At 61.7% G+C, this 24,725-nt stretch carries 28 protein-coding genes; 23 read left to right on the top strand and 5 right to left on the bottom strand.

All coding sequences use genetic code 11. From position 1 onward, the window contains the following. Positions 1 to 12: 12 nt before the first annotated feature. Complete coding sequence (locus tag V6M87_RS04935) at positions 13 to 1,452, bottom strand: OmpA family protein (RefSeq protein ID WP_332848629.1); 1,440 nt, start codon at positions 1,450 to 1,452, stop codon at positions 13 to 15. A 985-nt stretch (positions 1,453 to 2,437) separates the two neighbouring features. Between V6M87_RS04935 and V6M87_RS04930 the strand changes: the two genes are divergently transcribed. From V6M87_RS04930 to V6M87_RS04855, 16 genes are all read left to right on the top strand, one after another. Next, the gene (locus tag V6M87_RS04930; protein ID WP_442920552.1) at positions 2,438 to 2,659 is read left to right on the top strand and encodes a Flp family type IVb pilin; all 222 of its coding nucleotides are present in this window, start codon (positions 2,438 to 2,440) and stop codon (positions 2,657 to 2,659) included. Positions 2,660 to 2,745: 86 nt separating this feature from the next. Next, a complete protein-coding gene (locus tag V6M87_RS04925; RefSeq protein WP_332848627.1) occupies positions 2,746 to 4,128 on the top strand; it encodes a pilus assembly protein TadG-related protein in 1,383 nt (460 codons plus the stop codon). A 35-nt stretch (positions 4,129 to 4,163) separates the two neighbouring features. Beyond that, positions 4,164 to 4,856, top strand: coding sequence for a hypothetical protein (locus tag V6M87_RS04920; protein ID WP_332848626.1), 693 nt, complete (start codon positions 4,164 to 4,166; stop codon positions 4,854 to 4,856). Then, positions 4,853 to 5,689, top strand: coding sequence for a TadE/TadG family type IV pilus assembly protein (locus V6M87_RS04915; RefSeq protein WP_332848625.1), 837 nt, complete (start codon positions 4,853 to 4,855; stop codon positions 5,687 to 5,689). Before V6M87_RS04920 ends, V6M87_RS04915 begins: the two co-directional genes overlap by 4 nt. Beyond that, on the top strand, positions 5,677 to 6,336 hold the full coding sequence (locus V6M87_RS04910) for a hypothetical protein (protein ID WP_332848624.1): 660 nt from the start codon (positions 5,677 to 5,679) through the stop codon (positions 6,334 to 6,336). Before V6M87_RS04915 ends, V6M87_RS04910 begins: the two co-directional genes overlap by 13 nt. 11 nt (positions 6,337 to 6,347) lie before the next feature. After that, the gene (locus V6M87_RS04905; RefSeq protein WP_332848623.1) at positions 6,348 to 6,536 is read left to right on the top strand and encodes a hypothetical protein; all 189 of its coding nucleotides are present in this window, start codon (positions 6,348 to 6,350) and stop codon (positions 6,534 to 6,536) included. 11 nt (positions 6,537 to 6,547) lie between these two features. Beyond that, entirely contained in the window at positions 6,548 to 7,630 is a 1,083-nt protein-coding gene (cpaB, locus tag V6M87_RS04900; protein WP_332848622.1) for a Flp pilus assembly protein CpaB, read from the top strand. Positions 7,631 to 7,648: 18 nt separating this feature from the next. Then, positions 7,649 to 9,010: a type II and III secretion system protein family protein gene (locus tag V6M87_RS04895; RefSeq protein ID WP_332848621.1), complete on the top strand. Its 1,362-nt coding sequence runs from the start codon at positions 7,649 to 7,651 to the stop codon at positions 9,008 to 9,010. Positions 9,011 to 9,013: 3 nt separating this feature from the next. After that, positions 9,014 to 10,732 (top strand): ATPase, T2SS/T4P/T4SS family, encoded by a 1,719-nt coding sequence (locus tag V6M87_RS04890; RefSeq protein WP_332848620.1) that lies wholly within the window; start codon positions 9,014 to 9,016, stop codon positions 10,730 to 10,732. Continuing rightward, complete coding sequence (locus V6M87_RS04885) at positions 10,725 to 11,585, top strand: type II secretion system F family protein (RefSeq protein WP_332848619.1); 861 nt, start codon at positions 10,725 to 10,727, stop codon at positions 11,583 to 11,585. The genes V6M87_RS04890 and V6M87_RS04885 overlap by 8 nt, the downstream gene beginning before the upstream one ends. Before the next feature lie 11 nt (positions 11,586 to 11,596). Beyond that, on the top strand, positions 11,597 to 12,466 hold the full coding sequence (locus V6M87_RS04880) for a type II secretion system F family protein (RefSeq protein WP_332848618.1): 870 nt from the start codon (positions 11,597 to 11,599) through the stop codon (positions 12,464 to 12,466). Positions 12,467 to 12,478: 12 nt separating this feature from the next. Further along, on the top strand, positions 12,479 to 13,027 hold the full coding sequence (locus V6M87_RS04875) for a tetratricopeptide repeat protein (RefSeq protein WP_332848617.1): 549 nt from the start codon (positions 12,479 to 12,481) through the stop codon (positions 13,025 to 13,027). Continuing rightward, on the top strand, positions 13,024 to 13,707 hold the full coding sequence (locus V6M87_RS04870) for a TadE/TadG family type IV pilus assembly protein (protein WP_332848616.1): 684 nt from the start codon (positions 13,024 to 13,026) through the stop codon (positions 13,705 to 13,707). Before V6M87_RS04875 ends, V6M87_RS04870 begins: the two co-directional genes overlap by 4 nt. Further along, positions 13,704 to 14,054 (top strand): DUF192 domain-containing protein, encoded by a 351-nt coding sequence (locus V6M87_RS04865; RefSeq protein WP_332848615.1) that lies wholly within the window; start codon positions 13,704 to 13,706, stop codon positions 14,052 to 14,054. Before V6M87_RS04870 ends, V6M87_RS04865 begins: the two co-directional genes overlap by 4 nt. Continuing rightward, the gene (locus V6M87_RS04860) at positions 14,051 to 14,422 is read left to right on the top strand and encodes a hypothetical protein (RefSeq protein ID WP_332848614.1); all 372 of its coding nucleotides are present in this window, start codon (positions 14,051 to 14,053) and stop codon (positions 14,420 to 14,422) included. Before V6M87_RS04865 ends, V6M87_RS04860 begins: the two co-directional genes overlap by 4 nt. 46 nt (positions 14,423 to 14,468) lie before the next feature. Further along, positions 14,469 to 15,206 carry a hypothetical protein gene (locus tag V6M87_RS04855; protein ID WP_332848613.1) on the top strand — a complete coding sequence of 246 codons (738 nt, stop codon included), beginning with the start codon at positions 14,469 to 14,471 and terminating at the stop codon, positions 15,204 to 15,206. Between the two features lie 6 nt (positions 15,207 to 15,212). Here the strand turns inward: V6M87_RS04855 and V6M87_RS04850 are convergent, their stop codons facing one another. The 4 genes from V6M87_RS04850 to V6M87_RS04835 all read right to left on the bottom strand — a co-directional run bounded on the left by V6M87_RS04850 (position 15,213) and on the right by V6M87_RS04835 (position 18,384). Next, entirely contained in the window at positions 15,213 to 16,724 is a 1,512-nt protein-coding gene (locus tag V6M87_RS04850) for a YifB family Mg chelatase-like AAA ATPase (RefSeq protein WP_332848612.1), read from the bottom strand. Between the two features lie 81 nt (positions 16,725 to 16,805). Continuing rightward, the gene (locus tag V6M87_RS04845; protein ID WP_332848611.1) at positions 16,806 to 17,618 is read right to left on the bottom strand and encodes a CPBP family intramembrane glutamic endopeptidase; all 813 of its coding nucleotides are present in this window, start codon (positions 17,616 to 17,618) and stop codon (positions 16,806 to 16,808) included. Next, positions 17,567 to 18,046, bottom strand: coding sequence for a nuclear transport factor 2 family protein (locus tag V6M87_RS04840; RefSeq protein ID WP_332848610.1), 480 nt, complete (start codon positions 18,044 to 18,046; stop codon positions 17,567 to 17,569). Before V6M87_RS04840 ends, V6M87_RS04845 begins: the two co-directional genes overlap by 52 nt. Positions 18,047 to 18,135: 89 nt before the next feature. Next, on the bottom strand, positions 18,136 to 18,384 hold the full coding sequence (locus tag V6M87_RS04835; RefSeq protein WP_332848609.1) for an accessory factor UbiK family protein: 249 nt from the start codon (positions 18,382 to 18,384) through the stop codon (positions 18,136 to 18,138). 277 nt (positions 18,385 to 18,661) lie between these two features. On the opposite strand from V6M87_RS04835, the gene V6M87_RS04830 reads away from it, so the two are divergent. From V6M87_RS04830 to V6M87_RS04800, 7 genes are all read left to right on the top strand, one after another. Continuing rightward, positions 18,662 to 19,405, top strand: coding sequence for a TorF family putative porin (locus V6M87_RS04830; RefSeq protein WP_442920550.1), 744 nt, complete (start codon positions 18,662 to 18,664; stop codon positions 19,403 to 19,405). Between the two features lie 13 nt (positions 19,406 to 19,418). After that, a complete protein-coding gene (locus tag V6M87_RS04825) occupies positions 19,419 to 19,757 on the top strand; it encodes a P-II family nitrogen regulator (RefSeq protein ID WP_332848608.1) in 339 nt (112 codons plus the stop codon). Positions 19,758 to 19,781: 24 nt separating this feature from the next. Beyond that, the gene (locus V6M87_RS04820; protein WP_332848607.1) at positions 19,782 to 21,317 is read left to right on the top strand and encodes an ammonium transporter; all 1,536 of its coding nucleotides are present in this window, start codon (positions 19,782 to 19,784) and stop codon (positions 21,315 to 21,317) included. A gap of 149 nt (positions 21,318 to 21,466) precedes the next feature. Next, positions 21,467 to 22,768, top strand: a complete 1,302-nt coding sequence (gene gshA / locus V6M87_RS04815) for a glutamate--cysteine ligase (RefSeq protein ID WP_332848606.1) — start codon at positions 21,467 to 21,469, stop codon at positions 22,766 to 22,768. Positions 22,769 to 23,014: 246 nt separating this feature from the next. Beyond that, entirely contained in the window at positions 23,015 to 23,962 is a 948-nt protein-coding gene (gene gshB / locus V6M87_RS04810; protein WP_332848605.1) for a glutathione synthase, read from the top strand. A gap of 2 nt (positions 23,963 to 23,964) precedes the next feature. After that, positions 23,965 to 24,378, top strand: a complete 414-nt coding sequence (locus V6M87_RS04805; RefSeq protein ID WP_332848604.1) for a PTS sugar transporter subunit IIA — start codon at positions 23,965 to 23,967, stop codon at positions 24,376 to 24,378. 53 nt (positions 24,379 to 24,431) lie between these two features. Beyond that, the gene (locus V6M87_RS04800; RefSeq protein WP_332848603.1) at positions 24,432 to 24,701 is read left to right on the top strand and encodes an HPr family phosphocarrier protein; all 270 of its coding nucleotides are present in this window, start codon (positions 24,432 to 24,434) and stop codon (positions 24,699 to 24,701) included. The last annotated feature ends 24 nt before the right edge of the window (positions 24,702 to 24,725 follow it).

The raw sequence follows: 24,725 nt of genomic DNA, 5'->3' as shown, positions 1-24,725 counted from the left end.
TGTGAGGTTAAATTAAAGTTTGACCAGCTCGACGCGGCGGTTCTGTGCGCGTCCCGCCTCGCTTGTATTGTCGGCCAGCGGCGTCGCTGCGCCTTTGCCCGCAGCTTGCAGACGCGCCGCATCGATGCCGCTGGCGACCAATTGCTGTACCACGGCGTTGGCGCGCTGGCGCGACAGGTCAACGTTGTGTGCAGCAATGCCGCTGTTGTCCGTATGCCCTTCGATCGACAACTTCAGTTTGACATCGTTTTTCAGCAGCGTGGCGATTTCATCGACCGCGGGTTTGCCATCGGCGCGTAGCGTCGCTTTGTCGGTATCGAAGTTGATGTACAGCGGGATGTGTCCCTTCGCGGCCAGCGCGGTGCGCATGGTGTCGGCTGTGACCAGGGTCACGCTTTGCTGCATGGCTTTTTCTTCGACGACCACGAGGCGCGTGCTGCTGTCGGCTAACATGAGCGCGATCCAGATATTCTTGTCCGCTGTTCGCAACAGATAACTGTCATACGCCATGTTCAACGATGGGAAGCGCAGTTTGGCATTCAGGGCAACTGCGCCGCCGTTGGCCGCGATCAGGGCCTCGTCCTCCGGTGCGACGGTATTGAGCTTGGCGGCGCCCAGTCCTTTCACGGCCGCCTCGTAATTGCGCCGTATTGCCATCGCCGACATCGTGGCATCCCGGTTGTCAAAGGTACGCACTTCCACTTTGCCTTCGACGGTGCGCAGTTGTTTGCCAACGATGAAACTGACGGCATCGAAATTGGCGCGTTCCGAATGGCGCAGGCCCTCCATGACCTGTTTCGGGTACGGCAGGTAAGGGAAAGGCGGCAGCGGCGCCGTCGTGACAGGCATCGCGCCGATATCGAGCGGTTGGGGCGCGGCAGGCGGCACGCCGGTCGCGCTCACCGCCAGCGCTGTGCCTGGCGTGCCTTCGTAGCCGATGGTCTGTACAAACGGCGTCTCTTCGATTGAGATGAGACGCGTGTCGCTGCTGCTGGTCATAACGACGATCCAGTGCCGCGCCGAACCTTTACGCGCCAGATACACATCGTAGGACATGTCGTAAGCCAGTGGGCTCAGCTTGTCCATGCGCTTGTCGCCGTAGTAGTGGACGCCGGTCTGGTCGACGTTCACCTTGACGGCGCCAAACGACTGCAAGGCGTTCTGGTAGTTGCGGCGCACTTCCAGTTCCGACATCTCTGCGTGGCTGTGGGCGAACGTGCGCATTGCGACGCGTCCTTCCAGGCGATGGACCTGCTTGCCGAGAATGACGTCGACCTCGTCCATCGGCAAGATCGTGATCTTCAGCCAGTTCTCGTTGATTTTGGGCGGCGTATCGACGTACGGGAACGGCGGAATGACGCCCTTTGCTTCCGGAACTGTATTGAAATCGAAAGGCGCTGGCGTCGCTGCTGCGGCAGCGGCCTGCGGCTCCGCGGCTGCAGCTGGGTTCACCGGCGCACTTTCCGCTACGCCGTATGCCGGCGGTGTCACCGCGGCATGTTTTTTACAGGCTTGCAGTGATAGCGACAGGACGAGGAATAAAGGGGCGATGCGGAGGAGACTGGTTTGCATAGGATCGTCAGGGATTGTGAAATGAAAGGTCAATGAGCGTGACGCGGCGGCTATGCCCGCGTCATGCTCCGTGTAAAAACAGGTACAGGCGTTGCTGTGAAATCATGATTCAGGGCGAGGAACGCACTTAATTTGGCATTCTTGATCAGATCAGCAATGTTGCCATAATAAAAATTAATCTGCATGTATTTCTCCCTATCCTGGCATGGTATGCGTGGTTGGGAAAAATCCGTGTCGATGCGCAAATGCAGGCGCCCTCGCCACCGGCAAAAAAAGTAACGAATGAGGTGTCATGAATAAATGTATTTTAGTTGCGGCATGCTTGCATTTTTATGCGGGGATGGCAATACGATTTGCAATCTGTTTCCAAATTCGACACGGTGCCGCATGGCTAAAGCGCGATCGCTTTTAAACACGCGGTTTCGCTTTCCAACCACGAAAAAACATATATAAAAACGACGAACGTGAATTATCTGTCAACTTGGTTGACCTGAGAGAAATGGATTCTGCCTTAATCCCTGATTGAGTGTTGCATTTGAACTCGGCATTACATCTTGTTACCACGTCGTAAAAATGAGCCGGATCTTTTAAAAGAAACCAAGTCTAATTATTAATTAATTAACTCCGGCACCGCACCAAGCCCATGCAAACCGAAAATCATCCTCTGTATGGCAAAAATAATGTGCGCGGTTGCATTCAAAAATGTCAAGTATGCATGCGCGACGTGACCAACACTCGCGTTGCCTCGATGTAGGTGCTGTCCTACGATGGCCTCGCTTTCCACCTCACTTGTAAATAGTCGTTCGAACTTAGGAGAAAAATCTTGAAACAATTTAATCTGCGCCGCGCCCAGCTTGGCCAAGGCATGACCGAGTACATCATTATCGTGGCTTTGATCGCGGTTGCTGCAATCGGCGTGTATCAGGCATTCGGTGACATTATCCGCGGTCAGACGTCAGTTGCGGCATCGACCCTTGCCGGTGCCGAAAGCGGCGGCGCGCGTAAACTGGTGGGTACGGGGCAAACTGCCTCGAATAATAATGGCACTGCGAAAAGCTTGAGCAATTTCGAGGACATCAAGAAGTAATGCACAACAAGGTGGTGCTGCTATCAGCGCCACCAATCTGTCAGTGTCGTTTTTAATCATCCAGCCCCCGGCTGTCGAGGCAGCATATGAAAAAAATCCTGGTAAAGCGCGCAAAAGGACAGGCACTGGTCGTGTTCCTGGGATTTGCCGCAGCGATGATCGGCATGCTGCTGGTGTCGTTCAATTCGGGCCAGGTCACCAATGCCAAAATGCGTGCAATGAATGCCGCCGATGCCGCTGCATATAGCGGCGCGGTATGGGAAGCGCGCACCCTCAATTTTCAGGCGTACATGAACCGCGCCATGATCGTCAACGAAGTTACGATCGCCCAGTCGGTCAGCCTGCGTTCATGGATCGATTACATGGCGAATTTCGTCAATCATATCAATATGATCGCCCGCTTCATTCCGTATCTGGGAACTGCCACAACTGCCATTTCCCAGGCACTGAACAGGGTCGATGACACCATGCAAAGCACAATGCCCACGTTCGAAGCAGCGGCGCGTACGCTTGCGCTTGCGGAGCACAAGGCACAGAAAGCCTTCAACACACCCGGGGCCGCAGCCGCGTGGGACATTGCCAGTGACATAGCCAGCAAGAACGGCGCTGAAATATCGCTGGGCGGCAAAGCGCTGATGGGGTTGAACCTGAAGAGCTGGGATAACTTCACCGAGACCTATACCAGCACCAGCAAGCCCGACAAAACAAGTGGCGATGGCCGCAAGCGCTTGCGCGCGGTGGCGCTTGATTCGCGCGACGGCTTTTCACAAAATCGCCCGTGGGATCTCAATTTCCTGTTCGTGGCAAAAATTCAGAAGCAAGGCGGAACCGATCTGGTCAATTTCGATGCCTGGAAAGGGCTCGATTCGGCGCAGTTATGTTGGTGGCGAGCCTTCCGCAGTTGCAGAGGCGTTCCCCTTGGATGGGGCGGGGCGCAGGCCTACAGCACGAAAGCAGCGGTGCAGGGAATCGGGACGCACGGCGAAGGCAGCGACTGGAATCGCGGCGACGGCTTTTCCGCACGCAGCGCCGCCAATACGACAAAGCAAGCGAGGAGCGTAGGCGGCGCTTTTCCCAACTACCGCGACCTGAAGGACCTCGACACGGCGAATACAGCCAAGCAAAAACTGTCGTTTGCGGTGGAGGTCATCATTGCCGATAGCAAGGTGCCTACGGCAGATAGTGCATTCGGCGCCAAAGTTGCCATGGTAGACGGAACCGTACTTGCGCTCGACCCCCAATACACCGATACCAAAGGCGTCTACGGCCTGGCGGAGGCCTGCGTGGCCTTCGAGCGGCCCGTGGGCGAAAGCCGCAAGGATGGCGGTATTGAGCGGCCCAGCCTGTTCAATCCGTACTGGCGCGCATCGTTGGCAACGCCGAGCCCGGCAACCCGCCTGGTGGCAGGGGGCGCCAAGAAACTGGCAGCATTTGAAACAATCTTTGCAGGAGCAGGAACATGTGGATGAGACGCGTAAAAGAACCATCGACAGCAAGGCTGGGCATGGCACTGGCACTGGCGCCGGCGCTGCTGCTGGCCGCTTGCAACAACGGCGTTGCGGCGCCACCCGCCAAGGAAAAGAGCTACGTGCTGGTCACCCAGATTCGTCCGGAATCGCTGGACAAGTTCTTTGGGGTTGAACGGGGCGTGTATAAATTGTGCGTGGCAGCTGCCGAGTTGCTGCACGAAGCGGTCAAACCGTTTCCCACGATACCGCCCGATTTCGTCGAAAGTCGCGTGACCTATGCCAACGACGGCCAGCGTGACGTGAAGCGCGAGGTGACGTACTGGATGGACGAGGTTCCTGGTGCGTCAGACAAGCTCAATGGCTGCGCGTTGCGCATCTTTAGCAGGCAGGACATCTACGTCACCAGTGGCGGCCAGGTGCAACATACCAACATCGATCATGACGGCACTGTCACCATCGGGGAACCGCAACGCGTCATGACCGAGCCCTTTCGCACCGCACTGGTGGCGCTTCATACGCGCCCCAAGGTCATCAACGGCGTGCAGCTCAAATGCAGTGACACCGACACGTGCATTGTCGATCCGGCACTTGTGCTGGTAAGGGAAGAATACCGTCCGGTCTATGTTTCGAAGCGTTTGGGGGTGAAATCCTTGGTGCTTGAGCCGGTGTCGCTGGTGGTCGGCAAACCGGTCGATCCTGCGTTGTTCCTGGCCGGACCGGCCAAATGATGCGTGCGCCGGAACGCGGCCAGGCGATGGTCGAAATGGCCGTGATTCTGGGCGTGATCGTCATGCTGTTTCTGGGAATTATTTATCTTGGAAAATTCCATGATATTCAGGCCAGTACCATCCAGGCGGCGCGCTATTCTGCCTGGGAGCGCACCGTCCATTCGGCTGGCGCAATGAACGATACCCAGATACAAAATCAGGTACGTGCGCGCTTCTATACCTGGAATACGGATGCGCTCAAAAGTACCGATGGCCTGGTCAACGGCGCCGACTGGACGACGCAGTCGGCCGTGTGGCGCGACCACAGCACGCGTAGCGCGAGCGTCGAGGAAGCGCGCCTGATTGCCCGTCCTGATGATGTGGGCGTCACGACGTCCACCGGTCCGTTGGCGGGATTGGCAACCAAAACCATTGCCGAAGGCCTGGGTGTGATCAGCGGCATGCTTGATGCAATCACTGGTGGCGAGCCGCTGCCGCAAGGCGCTACCGTCACCGGCAAGGTAGTCGTCAAGCTCAACAATATCGCCGCGCTGCCGGCGCCGCTCGACGCCTTGAACCTGACGTTGCGCGAAAGTTCGTCGGTCATCACGGAACAATGGGATGCCAGCGGGCCGCGCCAGGCGGCGCTACGTGCACGCACCTTCACGGTTGCCGGACCCATTACCCAGATCAACGGTTTTCTGGAACCTATTGAAAAGGCCATCAGCATCTTCGAACCGTCCTTCAAAAACCTGCATTTCGGACAAGTCTGTCCTGACATCGTGCCATCCGACCGCGTCGAAAGCGCGGCAGTGTTGCCGGTCTATCGCGGAGGCGGTGCATGTGTGCGATAAAAAATGCGCTGGTACTGGCCGCGTTCTGCCTGCCCGCATGGGCGTGCGCTGGCGGTGGCTGGCAGGACATGCCGGACACGCTGGCGCTCGATGCGATGGGCGACAGCTTGCGCATGAATGGCACGCCAATGACGATTCGTGCGTTCCAGAGCACGCAGAGTGCCGAAGCGCTGCTGCGCGAGGTACAGGCGAACTGGGAGCGCAACCCGCGGCACGAGCCGGTGCTGCGCAGCCAGATGCAGATCTGGACCGTGCTGAACCAGACAGTGGGCGCACAGCACCGCAGTTTTCAGGTGCGAACCTCTGGAACGCAGGTCGACGGTTTTGTGGCGTTGACGTCGCCCGCAGACACGCGCACGCCGGTGCTGGGCTTGCGCCTGCCGGCCCAGGTGGAATCGCTGCAGGTGATCGATTCCAGCGACCAGGGCCGCGTGTCGCAGCAAATCGTGGCCGTGTCGCGCCGATCGGTTGAGGCGACTGCCCTCGCGTTCGACCAGGCCTTGAAGGCCGAAAACTGGCAGCGCGACGCGCCGAAAAAACATGGCAGCGCCATGCGCCTGTCGGCCAACCGCGGCAGCGAGCAGTTCGACGCCATCCTCAGCGGCCAGCAAAGCGGGGCGCTGGTCATGATCAGTATCGTCAAATGAGGAAGCAGCCCATGTTTCACAAACACCTGAGCAGGCGTCGGGGCCAGGCAATGGTTGAGTACATGATCGTCACCGGCGTCGTTGCTGCGGCCCTGTTCGTGCCCACCGCATTGACTGACAACATGGCGCTGGCCGACTACCTGGCGCGTGCCGTGCGGTCGTTTTTCCGCAGCTATTCTTTTCTAATATCCGTTTCCTAACCTTTGCCTGATTGCCTGCTTTGAAACTTTCCAAGAATACGCTGTTGTTAGGAGGCGCCGTCGGCCTCGGTGTCCTGTGCTTTGTGGGTGCGAACTACTACATGAGCAATTATCTGGCCAATGCTGAAACCCAGTTGGCCGGTGCCTATAAATCGCGCCAGGTGATCGTTGCCAAGCTCGACATCCCGGCCGGCGGCGTGCTGGACAACAGCAACCTGGCGGTGCGCACCATCCCGGAACGCTACCTTGCCAGCACGGCGCTGTCGCCGGATGCGCTCGACAATGTGCTCGGCCAGAAGGTCATGGTCGCGCTGAAACCGGGCGACCCGATCGACCGCGGCGCGCTTGAGCGCGGCGACCGGGCGGCGCTGTCGATGACGGTGGCCAAGGGCGAGCGCGCGATCACGTTTCCGGTCGACGAGATCAGTTCGATCTCGGGCATGCTGGTCCCGGGCGACATCATCGACCTGGTCTACACCGGCAACGGAACCACAGCCAATTCTTACAAGCAAGCAGCAGAGCCGAACGGTGTGCCGAAGGAATTGATGCATGTCCGCCCGATTCTGCAGGCCGTGCCTGTGATGGCAACCGGCAAGACAACCCAAAAGCGCGTCGTCGCGACGGAAGGCGGCGGCAAACAAGAAGTGGACATGGCCTTCAGCACCGTGACCCTGACCGTGACGCCAGCCCAGGCCGAGCAGGTCTTGCTGGCGCAGAAGCTGGGCACCCTGACAGCCGTGCTGCGTAATCCCGACGACAAGCAGATCCTGGCCAAGTCGGTGCTGGACGAATCGACCTTCAAGGAGGTCGCCGCGCGGCCCGCCGCCGGTCCGGATGGCGCTGTCGGTGGCAACGGCAGCTTCATCGAAATGATCGTCGGCGGCATGGGCGGCGGCACCAGCCGCTCGCGCATCGCGGAGGGCGATAACCCGCTTGCCGCGCTGTTCGGCGCCGCCGGCGCCGCGGGTGCCAAACCAGCGACGCCCGCACCAATTCCCACCCAGGCCAATGCGGGCGATGTCCGCAGCCGCCTGGGCGTCGTACCCGATCCGGCCAGGGCCACGGCCATTCCTCCTTCACTAATGAAACAATAAGCGCGCATGAGAAACTTGATGAATTTGTCCCGGCATACCGGTGGTGTCCTCGCGTCGGTGTTTGCCCTCGTCATGGCGATCGTGTTGCTGGTATTGCCTTCGGCGCCGGCCCATTCGGCCAGTGTGCCCGACCTTGAACTGTACGCCGGTGAAGCGAAAGTGCTGCCGCTGGCTCCGAGCCGGATTGCCATCGGCAACGGCAAGATCATTTCCGCTTCCAGCCTGGCGGGTAAGCAATTGCTGGTGCTGGCCGAAACAGCCGGTACCACCACCTTGCACCTGTGGCTCAAAAACGGCACCGAACGGGTGCTGACAGTGACCGTGCGCGAAGCGAATGTGCAAGCCACGCTGGAAGACGTCAAGCGTCTGTTGACCAGCGTGGAAAACGTCACGGCGCGCGTGGCCGGCTCGAAAATCGTGCTCGAAGGCGACATGGTCAGCGACACCAACCAGGAGCGCGTGCAGGCCATCCAGAAGATGTTTCCTGAGCAGGTGGTGAACTTCGTCGGCAAGGTCGGCTGGGAAAAAATGATTTACCTGGACGTCAAGGTACTTGAGCTCTCCACCAAGGGTTCGCGCGACCTGGGCATTCGCTGGGACTCGTCGATCAACGGCCCGAACGCCGGCGTGCTGGCCGATTTTTACAGCAATTCGACCTTCCGTTACGTGCCGCCTGCCGGCACCAGCGGCATTGACCTGAGCAGCGTGGCGCTGCCGGGCAAGGTGTGGTCGCCGCAGGGTTTCATCAATCTGACCAGCCTGATCACGTCGCGCATTAATTTGCTGGTGCAGGACGGCGAAGCCGAAGTGCTGGCCGCGCCAAGTCTGACCACCCGCAGCGGTTCGAAGGCGCGCTTTGTCGCCGGCGGCGAAATTCCCTTGCCGGTCGTGAGCGCACTGGGCCAGAGCGAAGTGCAGATGAAGGAATACGGCGTGATCCTGGAAGTGACGCCCGTCACCGACAAGTCCGGCGCCATCTACGCCAAGGTGGACGTCGAGGTCAGCAGCATCGACCCGTCCGTGACCGTGCTCGGCATTCCCGGCTTCCTGAAGCGCAAGTCGACCGCCGAATTCAATGCCCGCGATGGCGAGACGGTGGTCCTGAACGGCATGTATTCGTTCGAAGGCTCCAAGTCGACCCAGAAATTGCCCGGCCTGGGCAACCTGCCGCTGGTAGGCGGCCTGTTCGGCGACAAGTCGCGCAGCACCGCGACCCGCGAAGTGGCGATCGTCATCACGCCGCGCGTGATCACGCCGACCGCCAACCCGAATCCGGGTGCGCGCGACCTGAACAAGCAGAAGCTGTACGAGTTCGACAAATCGGTGCGCGACCACGATTTGTTGCCAAATAAAGCCGCACCTTTGCTGATCACGGAGTAAGCCATGCTGATCATCGAAGCGAAAAGCAAGGACGGCACGCTGCTTGACTATCTCATCGACGCCACCGTGGTGCTGGGTGCGGAGGCCGCATCGAAGGTGCCGCTGCCAGCGGCAGCCGGCAAGGGCGCAATGCGCCTGCTGGTGACGGAAGAAGGCGGCGTCAGTGTGACCGACCTGGCGTCCTTGTCGGGCGTGTTCCTCAATGGCGAGCGGGTGGTGCGCTCCGGGCCGTTGCGGGTCGAGGACATCATCATGGTGGGCGGCATGATCCTGCGCGTAAAGTCGCTCGGCGTGGCGCGCCCGCCGGAACCCAGCAAGCCGTCCATGCATGAGCGCGCGCCGGCACCGGCGCTGGCGCCCGCGCCCGCGTTGGTAGCGGTGGCCGCGTCCCCGGAACCAGTCCAGCACGACCGCGCGCACCAGCTGGCGCTGTCGCAGAATGCCGGCGTCCTGCACGCCGAGCTGATCAAGACACTCGACCTGCGTCGGCAGGACGTCACCCGCATGGGCGACGACGAATTGCGCGTGGTGGCTACCAAGCTGATCGGCGAGTTGATGGCCAAGGTGACGCTGCCGGCCGTGACCGACCCCGACGAACTGTCGAAATTCGTGCTCGACGAAGCGGTCGGGCTGGGTGTGCTGGAAAGCTTGCTGGCCGATCCCTCCGTGACCGAAATCATGGTCAACGGCGCGCAAGATATTTTCATTGAACGCAATGGCCAGACGCGCCGCTCCGACATTGCTTTTTCCAGCGAAAAAGCGCTGATGGGCGTGATCGAACGGATCGTCTCGCCGATCGGACGCCGGGTCGACGAATCGTCACCGCTGTGCGATGCGCGCCTGAAAGACGGTTCGCGCGTGAACATCGTGATTCGCCCGATCGCGCTCAAGGGACCGACGATCTCGATCCGAAAATTTGCCAACAAGCGCCTCGGGGTGGACGACCTGGTGAAGTTCGATTCGGTCGACGCGGCGATGGTGAAATTCCTGCGCATCTGCGTCGAGCAAAAGAAGAACATCGTCATTTCGGGCGGTACCGGGTCCGGCAAGACGACCCTGCTCAACATCATCTCGAACCTGATTCCGCCGTTCGAGCGCATCGTCACCATCGAAGACGCGGCCGAACTGAAGCTGTACCACGACAACCTGATCACCCTGGAGGCGCGCCCGGCCAACGTCGAAGGCCGCGGCACCGTCAGCATTCGCGACCTGGTCAAAAACGCGCTGCGGATGCGCCCGGACCGCATCGTCGTGGGCGAGTGCCGCGGCGGTGAAGCGCTCGACATGCTGCAGGCCATGAACACCGGCCACGATGGCTCGCTCACCACGGCCCACGCCAACTCGCCGCGCGACATGGTCTCGCGCCTGGAAGTGATGGTCATGATGGGCGGCATGGATTTGCCGATCATGGCGATTCGCGAACAGGTGGCGGCGGCCGTGCAGATCATCGTGCAGCAAACCCGCTTTGCCTGCGGCACGCGCAAGGTCACCAGCATCACCGAAATCACCGGCATGGAGCAGGGCGTGATTCAGATGCAGGAAATTTTCCGCTTCCAGCGCCACGGCTTTTACGACAACGGCAAGGTGCGCGGCAGCTTCATGCCGACCGGTTACGTGCCGACCTTCTATGAAGAACTGCGTGCGTTCGGGGTCGACCTCGACCTGACTATTTTCGGCGATACCGACGCCCAGCAGCACGGCGCGAAAGGCATGCATGTTTAACGGTGCGATGTCGTCCGTCGTTGCGCTGGGCTTTGCGGTGACGGTGGTGATGGCTGTGACGGCCTTGTGGGCGCTGGGGCGCCAGTTCGCCGCGGCGTACCAGCAAAACGTGCTGGCCGCGACCAACGTCAAGTTCTCCGAGATGTTCATTTTCATGGATGGCCGTCAGCTCACCCAGATCAGCGTCGCCGCCACCGTGCTGGTGCCGTTGCTGCTGCTCATAGTCAGCGGCAACCCGGTGCTGGCGCTGGGTGGCGCCGTGGTCTGCCTGTTCGGCCCTGGCCTGGTGCACAAGCGCCTGAAAGCGAAACGCCGCCATGTCCTGATCCGCCAGTTGCCCGACGTGCTCGACGCGCTGGTCGGCGGCCTGCGTTCAGGCCTGTCGCTGCCGCAGGCGCTGGGCCTGCTGGCCGAGCAGCTGCCGAAGCCGTCGAACCAGGAATTCTCGCTGGTGGTGCGCAAGCTGCGCATGGGCGTGAACATGGACGACGTGCTCGATGAACTGGAAGGACGCATCCAGTCGGCCGAATACACGATGTTCACCACCAGCATGCGCATCGCGCGCGAAGTGGGCGGCAACCTGACCGAGTCGCTCGAGCGCCTGGCCGACACCATGCGCAAGAAGCTGCAGATGGAAGACAAGATTACCGCGCTGACGTCGCAGGGAAAGCTGCAGGGCCTGATCGTGGGCGCGCTGCCGCTGTTCCTGATGTGGATCCTGACCGAGCTCGAACCGGAAGCCATGGCGCCGCTGTACAACAGCTGGCTTGGCTACGGCGTGCTGGGCGTGATTTTCATGCTCGAGTTCGTCGGCTATGTGCTGATCCGCAAGATCGTCACCATCAACGTATAAAGGAGCAGACCATGCAAACGATACTGTTCGCCGCGATGTTCGCGCTGGCCGTCACCGGCATCGTGGCGGTGATTTACCGCGTCGTCACCGCCGTGCCGGATGAAGACCGCACCTATTCCGACAAGCCGCCGAAAGCGCTGGCGCTGGTGTGGCCGCTGATCGGCATCGCGACCCACTATGTCGCACCGCATTTGTCGGTGGAATACCGCGAAAAGACGATCCGGCGCCTGCGCAAGGTCGAGCTTGACTACGCGCTGTCGCCGCAGCAGTGGTTCGCCGCCAAGATCGTGTATGCCTTGCTGATCGGCGGCATCGTCACGCTGCTGTCCCTGTGGCTCGGCAAACGCAGCCTGTTCGTGCCCGCTGCGGGGCTGGTGTTTGGCTTCTTTTACCTCGAGATCTGGATGCGCGACCAAGTCAAGCGCCTCGAAATCGACGTGCTGAAAAACCTGCCGAACTTTCTCGACATGCTGACCATGGCCATCGAATCGGGCTGCAACCTTACCGTGGCGCTCAACATCGCCGTGGAGAAAACATCCGACAACGCCTTGCGCCGCGCGTTTGCCCGCCTGCTGCGTGAAATCCGCTCCGGCCGCAACCGCGTCGATGCGCTGCGCATGCTCGAAGAGCGGCTCGACAATTCGGCTATCAGCTCGCTCGTCACGGCGCTGGTGCAGGCCGAAAAGACCGGCGCCAGCCTGGGCGGCGTGTTGCGTTCGCAATCGACCCAGCGCACCAACGAGCGCTTTTCGCGTGCCGAAAAACTGGCCATGGAAGCGCCGGTCAAGATGCTCGGCCCGCTCATCCTCTGTATTTTCCCTTGTACCTTTGTCGTCATCGGTTTCCCGATCGGGATCAAGATGATGGCTGCATTTCACTGAAAGCTGTTCGCCATGCTGCGCAATAAAAACATCAGTAAAAAAGCCGAATACACCACGCTGCTGGCCGCCTGTTTGGTGGCCGGCGGCTGCGCCACGCGGCCCATGCCGGACGCGGAGCTGGCGCCGGCGCCGGGCCAGACCATGACCCAAGGCGCCTCTTCGCGCCTGGCCGCGCTGGCCGAGAAGGCCATCGCCGAAGGCCGCCTGGTCGAGGGTGGGAATGTGTATGTCAGCATCGTGACCGCGTATCCGGACGATGCCCAGGCCTGGTTCCGTCTCGGTACCGTCTACCTGCGCACGCAGCAGTACGCCGCCGCGCAGCTGGCCTGCGAACGCGCCCTGCGTGCCGATCCTGGCATGGCCAAGGCGCGCGCCAACCTGGCGCTGGCGCATTTGCACCAGTTCCGCGTGGCCGCGCAGGTGGCCGTGGCCAGCAGCGCGGTGCCGGAAGCGAATCGCAAGGCGCTGGCGTCGCTGCTGCGCGACGTCGACCATGCCGTCAATCCCGCCGGGGCCGACCCCGCACCGGTGTTGTTGCCACCTGCGGACACGCGCCGATGAACCTGCGATCCCGGCGCGGCCAGGGCACCATCGAGTTCCAGATCATCTCGGTGCTGGTGCTGTTTCCCCTGCTGATGGGAGTGATCCAGATGGGCCTGCTGGTCGTGTCGAAGAACACGCTCAACGTCGCCGCGCTGGGCGCCGCGCGCGCCGGTGCGGCGTCAGGCGGCGACCAGGACGCCATGAAAGCTGCCCTGGTGGTTGGCTTGGCGCCGCTGCACGCCAGTTCGGCCAAGGCGGTCACTGGCGTCGGCATGGGCGACATCACGAGCTTGAATTACCCCATGGTGATGGGCGAGGCGCTGATCGCATCGAAATTGACCAACCCGCTCTTCAGCACCATCACCGTGCGCAATCCGACCGCCGATGCGTTTGCCGATTTCGGCGTCAAAACCAAGCTTGGCACCATCATCCCGGTGACCAATGTGTACGACAACGCCGCTGTCGGTGCGCGCTCGCGCCAGACCCGGGCCGACGCTTTGCTGCTGAAAATTGACGTGCGCTATTGCGAAGAACTGGTGATCCCCATCATCAAGGACCTGATTCTGGCGACTTTGAACAGCCCGCTCAGTGGCGCTTCGGCGCCGGATCGTGTTTGTTACGTGGCCGGACGCGTGCCGTTGACCAGCCAGTCCATCGTGCGCATGACCGTGGCGCCGATCAGGGAGAAGTTGCTGTGAGGGCGCCTTCGCTGGATGTCGACGGCTTGCAGGTGATCCTGGCCCAGGGTTTCCTGGCCCGCCTGCTTGGCTTGCTCGGCCAGCGCGCCTTGCCGCTGGATCACGCTTTGCTGATCACCCCGTGCAACAACGTGCACACCTTCTGGATGCGCTTTGCCATCGACGTGGTGTTCCTCGACCGCTATGGCGTGGTGCTGGCGATCGTGCCGCATGTGGCGCCGTGGCGCATCGCCGCCGCCTGGCGCGCGCATGCCTGCCTGGAACTGGCCGCCGGCGGTGCGGCACGCTTCGGCATCGCAGTCGGGCGCCACCTGCCCCAGCTGGCCGCCGCCAGCCTGCCGCGATGAGGCGCGCAGCATTGCTGCTGACGCTGGTGCTGGCGGCGCGTGCTGCGTGCGCCGGCGTCTACGAGCATGTCGACCCCGTCAGCGGCATGACGATTCTGAATAACGTGGCGCCGACGGCGCGCCAGCTTGCGCTTGCGGCACCGGCTGCGGCACCGGCGACGCCGGCTGCGGCGCAGGCCTTCCCGCGCGTGAGCAGCGCGCTGCAGAACCAGCGCGACGGCGCCCGGCGCGACATCCTCGCCAGCGAGCTGGAAACCGAACGGCAGGCGCTGGCGTCTGCCACAGCCACCCGTGCCGCCAGCGACGTGCTGGCACGCCACACGGCCAACGTCGCCGCGCTGCAACGTGAACTGGGCCGCGTGCGCTGACGGCGCCCCACCTTGTCGAACCATTTACTTTGTGTGAAGGATGAGCATGCAATGTCAACATTCCTGTGCTGAAGCGGGCGGCCGCATCCTGGCGCTTGCGCTGCTGCTGGCGCTGGCCGCTTGCAGCGACGGCAATGCCGCGCGCAGTCCTGTGCCGGGTAGCTATGTGCTGGTCACCCAGTCGCGGCCCGCATCGGTGGAGAAGTTCTTTGCCCGCCAGCGCGGCCTGTACGACACCTGCGTGGCGGTCGCCAGCCTGCAGGACGCGGCCCCGACGCCATTTCCGGTATTGCCGCGCGACTTGGTCGACTGGCGCACGACTTACGCCAGTGACGGCCAGCGCCTGGTCGTGCGCGAAGTGATGTACGGGCTCGATTTCGACGAGGGCGCCCCCGCCGGCACCTGTGCGATGCGCCTGTCCAGTCGCCTGAGCGTGACCGTCACCAGTCAAGGGCGCGAGCAGACGTCCGATGTCGATGCGCGCGGCAAGGTTCACATCGGCGCGCCGCGGCCAGCCGGCCTGGAGCCGATGCACGCCGCGCGGCTGGCGCGCTACACGGTGCCGATGATCGTCAATGGCGTGCCGCTCAAGTGCAGCGCGGAAGACAGTTGCATCGTTGATCCGGCGGTGGTGCTGGTGGCGCAGGGCCCGTTGCCGGTGCAGGCGTCGTCGCGCGATGACGCCGAGGAAGGCTACGGCACCGTGCTGATCCTCGAGCCGGTGTCGCTGGCGGTCGGCCAGCCGGTCGACCCGGCACTGTTCGACATCGTGAAGGCTGGCTGACGCCATTCAGGCGTCGCGCAAACCGCGCCGGCATTGCACCGCTTCGGCCACGTGTGGCGCCAGCACATGCGCGGCGCCATCGAGGTCGGCGATCGAGCGCGCCACGCGCAGCACGCGATGGTAGGCCCGCGCCGACCAGTGCATGTGCCGCATCGCGCTGTTTAATAATTTTTCGCCGGGGCCATCGAGGCGGCACACTTGCTCGAGTTCGGGCGCCGCCAGGCGCGCGTTGGCCTTGCCCTGGCGCACCAGTTGCGCCTCCCACGCCAGGCCCACGCGCGCGGCAATGACGGCGCTGGTTTCGCCCGGCGCCTGGGCGCCGATCGTGTCGGGGGAAATCGCCGCCACCTCGACCTGCAGATCAATGCGGTCGAGCAAAGGACCGGAGATGCGCGACTGGTAACGTAGCACCGCCTCGCCGCTGCAGCGGCATTTGCCCGACACGTGGCCGAGCCAGCCGCACGGGCACGGATTCATCGCCGCGATCAGCTGGAAATGGGCCGGAAAGTCGGCCTGCTGGGCGGCGCGCGAAATGGTAACGCGGCCCGATTCGAGCGGCTGGCGGAGGACTTCGAGCACGTGCCGGCTAAATTCCGGCAGCTCGTCGAGGAACAGTACGCCACCGTGCGCCAGCGAAATCTCGCCGGGGCGGGGCAGGTTGCCGCCGCCGACCAGCGCGACGCCGGAACTGGTGTGGTGCGGGCTGCGAAAGGGGCGCTGCTTCCAGTTTTTCAGACTGAAACCGGTCGACAGCGATTGCACGGCAGCCGCTTCCAGCGCCTCGTCGTCGGCCATCGGCGGCAACAGGCCGGGAAAGCGCGTCGCCAGCATGCTTTTGCCAGAGCCGGGTGGTCCGATCAGCAAGATCGAATGCAGGCCGCAGGCGGCAATTTCCAGCGCGCGTTTCACTTGCTGCTGGCCCTTGACGTCGGCAAAGTCGGGATACACGGGCGCGGCGACGGGTTTGCCAGCCTGGTGCGGTGCGATCTGCTGGTCCGGGTCCAGCGCTTTCAGGTGGGTGCACACTTGCAATAAGGTTTGCGCCGGATAGATGCGCGCACCGTCGACCAGCGCCGCTTCGTCGGCATTGTCGTGCGGCAGGATGAAGCCGCGACCCGGGTGTTCGCGCTGGATTGCCAGCGCCATGGCCAGTGCGCCGCGCGCAGGCCGCAGCTGGCCGGTCAGCGACAATTCTCCGGCAAATTCGTAGTGTGCCAGTTCCTTGGCTGGAATCTGGCCGGAAGCGGCAAGGATGCCCAGTGCAATCGGCAAATCGAAGCGGCCCGACTCTTTCGGCAGATCGGCCGGGGCCAGGTTGACGGTGATGCGGCGCGCCGGCACCTCGAAGCCGGAACTTTGCAGCGCGGCCAGGACGCGGTCTTTCGATTCGCGCACTTCGGCATCGGGCAGACCGACAATCGTCAGTTTTGGCAAACCGTTGGCCAGGTGCACTTCAACGTTGACCAGCGGGGCTTCCATGCCGGCCAGGGCGCGGCTTCCGAGCACGGCGAGGCTCATGGCAATCTTTCGAGGTGGGCGGCGAGAGACATCATAGGAAGCCGCGTCTGCTTCCCGTTTGCGCCTGACCAAGCGTGCGCGCTAGCGCCAGAGCAAGCCGAAAATGAAGGTATTCATGGCTGCATTAAATGCGGCGTGCGCGGCCATCGCGGGAAACAGCGAGCCGCTGCGGTGCCGGATGGCGGCAAACAGGCCGGCAGTGAGGAACATCGCCACCACCCACAGCGCGCCCGACAGCGGCCGCATCGACCAGCCGCTGGCATCGCTGAACAGGCCGTGGTGCAACAGGTGCACCAGGCCAAAGGCGGCGCATTCCTGCGCCGTGCTCAGGCGCGTGCTGAAGCGTTCTTCGAGCGCGCGTTGCAATATGCCGCGGAAGAAAATTTCTTCGCCGATCGGGCTGAACAGCAACGCCGGCAGCGTAAACACGCCATGCAGCATCAGTGTGGAAAAGGTGTTGGTATCCATCATGCCGCGGTAGCTGGCCGCGACCGTCACGAACCAGTGATCTGGGCTGTGTCCGAAAAGGAGCAGGCCGAGCGCGCCACAGGCCAGCGCTGCCCCTGCGCCAGCGAGCATGGTCGGCGCCAGCATCAGCCAGGAGGCGGGCCGGCGCAAGCCGATGGCGCGCCGGCCATCTGGTGTGAGCAGCAGCCAGGGCAACAGCGCCATCATCACGAAGCTGGCCGGCAGCATCCAGCGCAAGGCGGCCGGCCCCAGCATGCCGGCGCCGCGCATGGCGGCAAACAATACTGCGAGGAAAACGACAAGCAGCAGCGCCTGGCTAGCTGCCAGCACCGGGCGCCAGATATCGGCGCGCGGCACCGGCGCCGCCGCGTCGTTCAAGATTTGGCGGGCCGCATCGAGGTGTGCTGGGCCGACACCAGTTTCCATTGCGCCCCGTCTTTGTGCGCAACAAAACTGGCGCGCAGGCTGCGTGCCTGACCGCCGGCGTTGAAGCTGAGTTTGACGGTGACGATGGCGCTGTCGCCGAAGATGCGGACCTGGCGTTCGTCGACGGTGATGACAGGGCGCGTGGGCGACGCTTCCCCAGCGTAAAAGCCCAGCATCTTGTCGCGTGGGTCGACCTCTCCCAGGGGGGAAATCTCGACGAATTGCTCGGCAGTCAGGTTGCGCAGGGTGGGGACATCATGACGCGACTGGGCGTCGAGAAACTTGCGAACCAGTTCCGTGACGGACGCGCTATCGGAACCGTCACCGTCCTGGGCACAGGCATGAGGGCTAAAACAGGCTGCGCCGGCCACCAGCATGGCTGCCAGTGCATGGCGACGCTGCCGGGCGAGGGCGTGTAAGAAGGACATGAGCACACTTTCATGAATCAAACGCAGCGAGGGTATGCCGCCAAGATTAATTCATGGAAATTGTCACGTCAACATCTTAATAATCGCGACTATTTTTCGGTGGTGGTCGCGCGCGCTTCCAGTTCGGCCAGGCGCAGTTCCAGTGCATCGAGCTTGGCGCGGGTTTTCGCGAGTACCTGCGCCTGGATATCGAATTCTTCGCGCGTCACCAGGTCAAGCTTGGAAAACCCCTGCGTCATCATGGCCTTGACGTTTTTTTCGATATCTTTTGCAGGCGAACTTTCGATGGCCTGGTTGATCTTGCCTTGCAAGTCAGTAAAGAAGCTGTTCATGTCCATGGGTCGTCCTTGGTGAAATTGGTTATAAATCGCACCAAGGTGGTGCGATTGATTCGATTTGGTGCATGCTTGTCATAAAAGCGAGCTCGGGATCAACATGCCGCACCATTCATCTGGAGAGTGGGTCCAAATGTGCGAAAAACAAGCGCTTTTCGTGACTTTGAGGCTTGTGTACGAGGTGGCACGTATCCTGCTAAAGAAACAATTAAGCGGAATGTACAACAGAGAATTATGCACCGCAAGCGCTGTATTTCATTTCAATTCAAGGGAGATCGCCATGAACCACCTGAAAGTGCCACTGATGCGAGCAGCTTGCCTGCTCATGCTGGCTACCTCCACCATGCAGCTTGCGCACGCAGAAGATGCCAAGCCGGACAATGAAATCAGCTACAACGCAGCCCTCACTACCGACTACCGCTACCGCGGCCTGTCGCAAACCCGACTCGATCCGGCGCTGCAAGGCGGCGCGGACTTCGTGAATAACCCTACCGGGTTATACGTCGGCACGTGGCTGTCCACCATCAAGTGGACCAAGGACCTGGGCGGCGACGGGAATGTCGAGTGGGATATCTACGGCGGCAAAAAAGGCACGTTCAACGATTTGCTCAGTTACGACGTGGGCGGCCTCTATTATTTCTACCCATCGAACAAGTTGAACCCGAGCGCGAATACCTTTGAGGTATATGGTCAACTGGGCATCGGCCCGGCCTACGTCAAGTATTCGCGCTCCACCACCAATCTGTTCGGGACAAACGACAGCAAGGGCAGTACCTACCTCGACGTCGGCGCGAATGTCGAACTGACCGAAGGGTTCATCCTGAATCTGCACGCCGGGCACCAGAAAGTCGAAAACAACAGCCAGTATTCGTACGACGACTTCAAAATCGGCGTCACCAAGGACCTCGGTATCGCCACCGTGTCCGTGGCCGCCATCAAGGCCAATACCACCGCCTACCTGAGCCCGTCCGGCCGGAATCTCGGGAAGACCGGCGTGGTTATTTCTGTTTCAAAAACCTTCTGAAAGAGGCCGCAGCATGAAAATGATCACCGCCATTATCAAACCCTTCAAGCTGGACGAAGTGCGTGAAGCACTCTCGGCCATCAATGTGCAGGGGATTACCGTTACCGAAGTCAAAGGTTTCGGGCGCCAGAAGGGCCACACGGAGCTGTATCGCGGCGCTGAATATGTGGTCGACTTCCTTCCGAAAACCAAGATCGAAGCGGCCGTCGACGACGCCATCGTCGAGCAGGTGATCGATGTGATCGAGGCTGCGGCCCGTACCGGCAAGATCGGCGACGGCAAAATCTTTGTATACGACCTCGAGCAGGTTGTCCGTATTCGAACCGGCGAAACCGGCAACGACGCGCTTTAAGGGGAAAACTGAATGAAAATCGGAATGAAAAACTGGCTCGCCGGCTTTGCGCTGGCGTTTGCAATCGGCGGGATCAACCCTGCCATGGCGCAGGACACCGCGAAACCGGCTGCCACCGCTGATGCTCCTGCTGCCGCCAGCGCAGTGCCAGCGCCTGTGGTTGCCGCGCCGGCCGAAGTGGCGCCAGCCGCTGCCGCCGCCGCACCTGCTGCTGCCGCGCCGGCTGCACCGACCACCAACAAGGGCGACGTGGCCTGGATGTTCGTCGCCACCATGATGGTCATCCTGATGACGATCCCTGGCCTGGCACTGTTCTACGGCGGCCTGGTCCGCTCGAAAAACATGCTGTCGGTGCTGCTCCAGGTGTTCTTCATCTTTGCGCTGATCATCGTCCTGTGGTGCATCTACGGCTACTCGATCGCGTTCACCGAGAAAAATGCGTTCTTCGGCGGCTTTGATCGCTTGCTGCTGGGCGGCATCTGGGATCCGAAAGCAGGCACGTTCGCGCAAGCGGCCACCTTCACCAAGGGCGTGATGATTCCTGAATTCGTCTTTGTCGCCTTCCAGGGTACGTTCGCAGCGATTACCTGCGCACTGATCGTGGGCGCCTTTGCCGAACGCGCCAAGTTCGTCGCCGTGCTGGCCTTCATCGTGTTGTGGTTCACCTTCGGCTACCTTCCGGTCGCCCACATGGTCTGGTTCTGGCCTGGTCCTGACGCCATCACCGACGCCGCCACCCTGGCAACGGCTACCGGCAAAGCTGGCTGGCTGTGGCAAAAAGGCGCGCTGGACTTCGCCGGCGGCACCGTGGTGCACATCAATGCCGCTGTCGCTGGCCTGGTCGGCGCGTTCATGATCGGCAAGCGCATCGGCTACGGCCGTGAATCGATGGCACCGCACTCAATGACCATGACCATGATCGGCGCATCGTTGCTGTGGGTGGGCTGGTTCGGTTTCAATGCCGGTTCGGCACTTGAAGCGGGCGACGTCGCTGCACTGGCCTTCATCAACACGCTGCTGGCAACTGCCTGCGCTACCGTGTCGTGGGTTGCTGCCGAGTGGATCTCGAAGGGCAAACCTTCCATGCTGGGTGGCGCATCCGGCGCGGTGGCCGGCCTGGTGGCAATTACCCCGGCCTGCGGATTTGTCGGTCCGATGGGCGCACTGGTCATCGGCCTGCTCGCCGGTGCGATCTGCCTGTGGGGCGTGAACGGCCTGAAACGCCTGATCGGCGCGGACGACTCGCTCGACGTGTTCGGCGTGCACGGCGTCGGCGGTATCCTGGGTGCCTTGCTGACCGGCGTGTTCGCGGCGCCCCAGCTCGGCGGCCAGGGCATTTTCGACAACATCACCAACAAGATGTCGACCGATGCCTATTCGATCGGCGGCCAGGTGTGGATCCAGGCGCAAGCCATCGGTACCACGATTATCTGGTCGGCTATCGTGTCGCTGATTGCTTACAAACTGGTGGATATCGTGATCGGCCTGCGCGTTCCTGAAGAACAAGAACGCGAAGGCCTGGACGTGACCAGCCATGGCGAGTCGGCTTACCACGCGTAAAACGTTGCAATTCCAAGCGAAGGCGCCCTGCGGGGCGCCTTTTTTCTTTCTTACGATATATAAAGAGCGCATAAGGGGGTTTAAAAACGCGGCCTTGCCCTGACATGTTGAGGCTACTCATATCATCCAGCAAGCCTTAAGGACATCACATGGTTCCGCACCTCGTCACCGCCCAAAGCGGCCCGCTGCTCGATCTGGAAAAGAAAATCCTCGAGGCCACGCCGGCCATCGAGCGCTGGTTCCGCATGTCGTGGCAGGAGCACACGCCGCCGTTCTATTGCTCGGTGGACCTGCGCAATGCCGGTTATAAACTGGCACCGGTGGATACCAACCTGTTCCCTGGCAGTTTCAACAATCTTGCAACCGAAATGCTGCCCTTGTCGGTGCAGGCCGCCATGGCCGCGATCGACAAGTACTGTCCGGACGCGCGCAACCTGCTGTTGATTCCGGAAATGAACCACCCGAATCCGGATTACCTGGCGCACGTGTCGCGCCTGATGCAGATCTTCCGCCAGACCGGCCTGCACGTGCGCCTCGGTTCGCTATCGCCCGAGATTACCCAGCCGACCCCGCTGGCGCTGCCGGACGGGAACATGCTGGTGGTGGAACCGCTGGTCCGCTCGGCCAACGGCCGCCGCCTGGGCCTGGCCGATTTCGACCCGTGCACGATTTTGCTGAACAACGATCTGTCGAGCGGGATCCCGGCCATCCTGGAGAATATCCACGAGCAGTCGCTGCTGCCGCCGGTGCACGCCGGCTGGGCGCTGCGCCGCAAGAGCAACCACTTTGATGCCTACGACGAAGTGGCGAAGAAATTCGGCAAGCTGATCGACGTCGATCCATGGATGGTCAATCCCTTGCACGCCCGTTGTGGCGAGGTGGATTTCGAGGCTGCGAATGGCCTCGAATGCCTGTCGGACAACGTCACCATGCTGCTGGCAAAGATTAAAAAGAAGTACAAGGAATACGGCATGAAGGAGATGAAGCCGTTTGTCATCGTCAAGCCGGACGCCGGCACGCATGGTCGCGGCATCATCACCATCCGCGATGCCAACGAGCTGAAAGATTTGAGCCAGAAGCAGCGCGATAAACTGGCCGTCATGAAAAACGGCGTGGCCGTGCATGACGTGATCATCCAGGAAGGCGTGCCGACCGTGGAAACCGTGAATGGCGCGGTGGCCGAGCCGGTGGTCTACATGATCGACCGCTATGTGGTTGGCGGCTTCTATCGGGTGCATGCCGAGCGCGGCATCGACCAGAATCTGAATGCGCCGGGCTCGAAACACGTGCCGCTGGCGTTTGCGCAGCAGCATGCGGTGCCGGACCTGAAAGCCAAGCCGGGGACGGCGGCGCCGAACCGGTTTTATGTGTATGGCGTGGTGGCACGCCTCGCGCTGCTGGCGGCCAGTCTGGAGATGGAGCGGACGGATCCTAATCCGGAGGTGTATTGAGTCGCTGCGTGAATCACAGCTGTGTTTTTAATACCTCTAGCATATGAGTCGTCACCCCGGCGAAAGCCGGGGCGTATATTGAATTGAAAACACGGTGAAGCACGCGCAGTATAAGTACCGGCTTTCGCCGGTATGACGGCTGTGCGGCTGGCGGTGAGGGGGCATCTCTCCCACCTGATCGTGCTCATCCCGGCGTCCATCCCCGTTTCCGGCTAAAATCGAGGCATTAACATTCTGGAACTGTCCATGAAAATTGCCTTCCTCGCCGATCCGCTGTCCGGCTTCAAAACCTACAAGGACTCCACCTTCGCCATGATGCGCGAAGCGGCGCGGCGTGGGCATGCGGTGTTTGCATTCGAGCAGCGCCAGATGTTCCTGGAAAACGGCGTGGTTCAGGCCGATGTTGCGCAGATTACGATGACCGGCGATGCGGACGACTGGTTCCGCGCCGCGCCCGCCGAGCTGCACAGCCTGGCCGACTTCGACGCCGTCATCCAGCGCAAGGATCCGCCGTTCGACATGGAATACATCTACGGCACCTATCTGCTGGAGATGGCCGAACGACATGGCGCGCGCGTGTTCAACAAACCCTCGGCGATTCGCGACCACAACGAAAAACTGTCGATTGCCCAGTTCAGCAAGTACACCTCGCCGACGCTGGTGTCGTCGGACGCCACGCGCCTGCGCGCCTTCCACGCCGAACACAGTGACGTTATCTTCAAGCCACTCGATGGTATGGGTGGCGCCGGCATCTTCCGCGTGCGCGAAGACGGCATGAACCTGGGCGCCGTGATCGAGTCGCTGACTGCGCTGGAAACCCGCACGATCATGGTGCAGAAGTACATCCCCGAGATCGTCAAGGGCGACAAGCGCATCCTGCTCATCAACGGCAAACCGGTGCCGTTCGCGCTGGCACGCATTCCGCAGGGCGGGGAAGTGCGCGGCAACCTGGCCGCCGGCGGCGTCGGCGTGGCCCAGCCACTCACCGCGCGCGACCGCGAAATTGCCGAGGATCTCGGCCCGCAACTGGCCGCGCGCGGCTTGTTGCTGGTAGGATTGGATGTAATCGGCAATTGCCTGACCGAAGTTAACGTGACCAGCCCAACCTGCTTCCAGGAAATCACTGACCAGACCGGATTCGACGTTCCGGCCATGTTCATTGACGCCCTTGAGCATCAGGTCGCAGGAAACTAATCATGGTCGGTATCTTGCTGATGACCCACGCACCGCTGGGCCAGGCCTTCATCGCGGCGGTCGCGCACGTGTTTCGGGGGCCAACCGAGCGCTTCGAAGCCATCGACGTGGCGGCGGACCAGGACACGGCCAGTGTGAACAAACTGGCCAATGAAGCGATTGCGCGCCTGGACGACGGTGACGGCGTGCTGGTCATCACCGACATCAAGGGCGGCACGCCGTCCAATTGCTGCGGTTCGCTGGCGCTGCCGGGCCACGTGGAAGTCATCGCGGGTATCAGCCTGCCGATGCTGCTGCGTGCCATCACCTATCGGCGCGACACGCTCGACGTGGTGGTGGAAATGGCGCTCGCCGGCGCCCACAACGGCGCGGTGCGGGTCGATAATAGGATCCGGGTCGGCCAGGAGCAGGGCTGAACCAAACCAAGCGGTATAGATCGAAGTTCTGACGAGCGAGACACCAGGATAAAATGATTCAGCAAGAACTTGAAATTATCAACAAGCTGGGCCTGCATGCGCGCGCCTCGGCCAAATTCACCCAGCTGGCCGCCAAGTACAAGAGCGAAGTCTGGCTCACCCGCAATGCGCGCCGCATCAACGCCAAGTCGATCATGGGCGTCATGATGCTGGCCGCCGGCAAGGGCGCCAAAGTCACCCTGCAGGCCGACGGACCCGATGAAGAAGCCTGCGTCGCCGCCCTGACCGCGCTGATCAACGACAAGTTCGGCGAAGGCGAGTAATGCCGCCGGAGTTGAGCTTCACCC

This window comes from Massilia sp. S19_KUP03_FR1 (assembly GCF_036688685.1).
In the GTDB taxonomy this organism is placed as follows: domain Bacteria; phylum Pseudomonadota; class Gammaproteobacteria; order Burkholderiales; family Burkholderiaceae_D; genus JALYUM01.
This window is presented reverse-complemented; position numbering and strand designations above follow the sequence as displayed.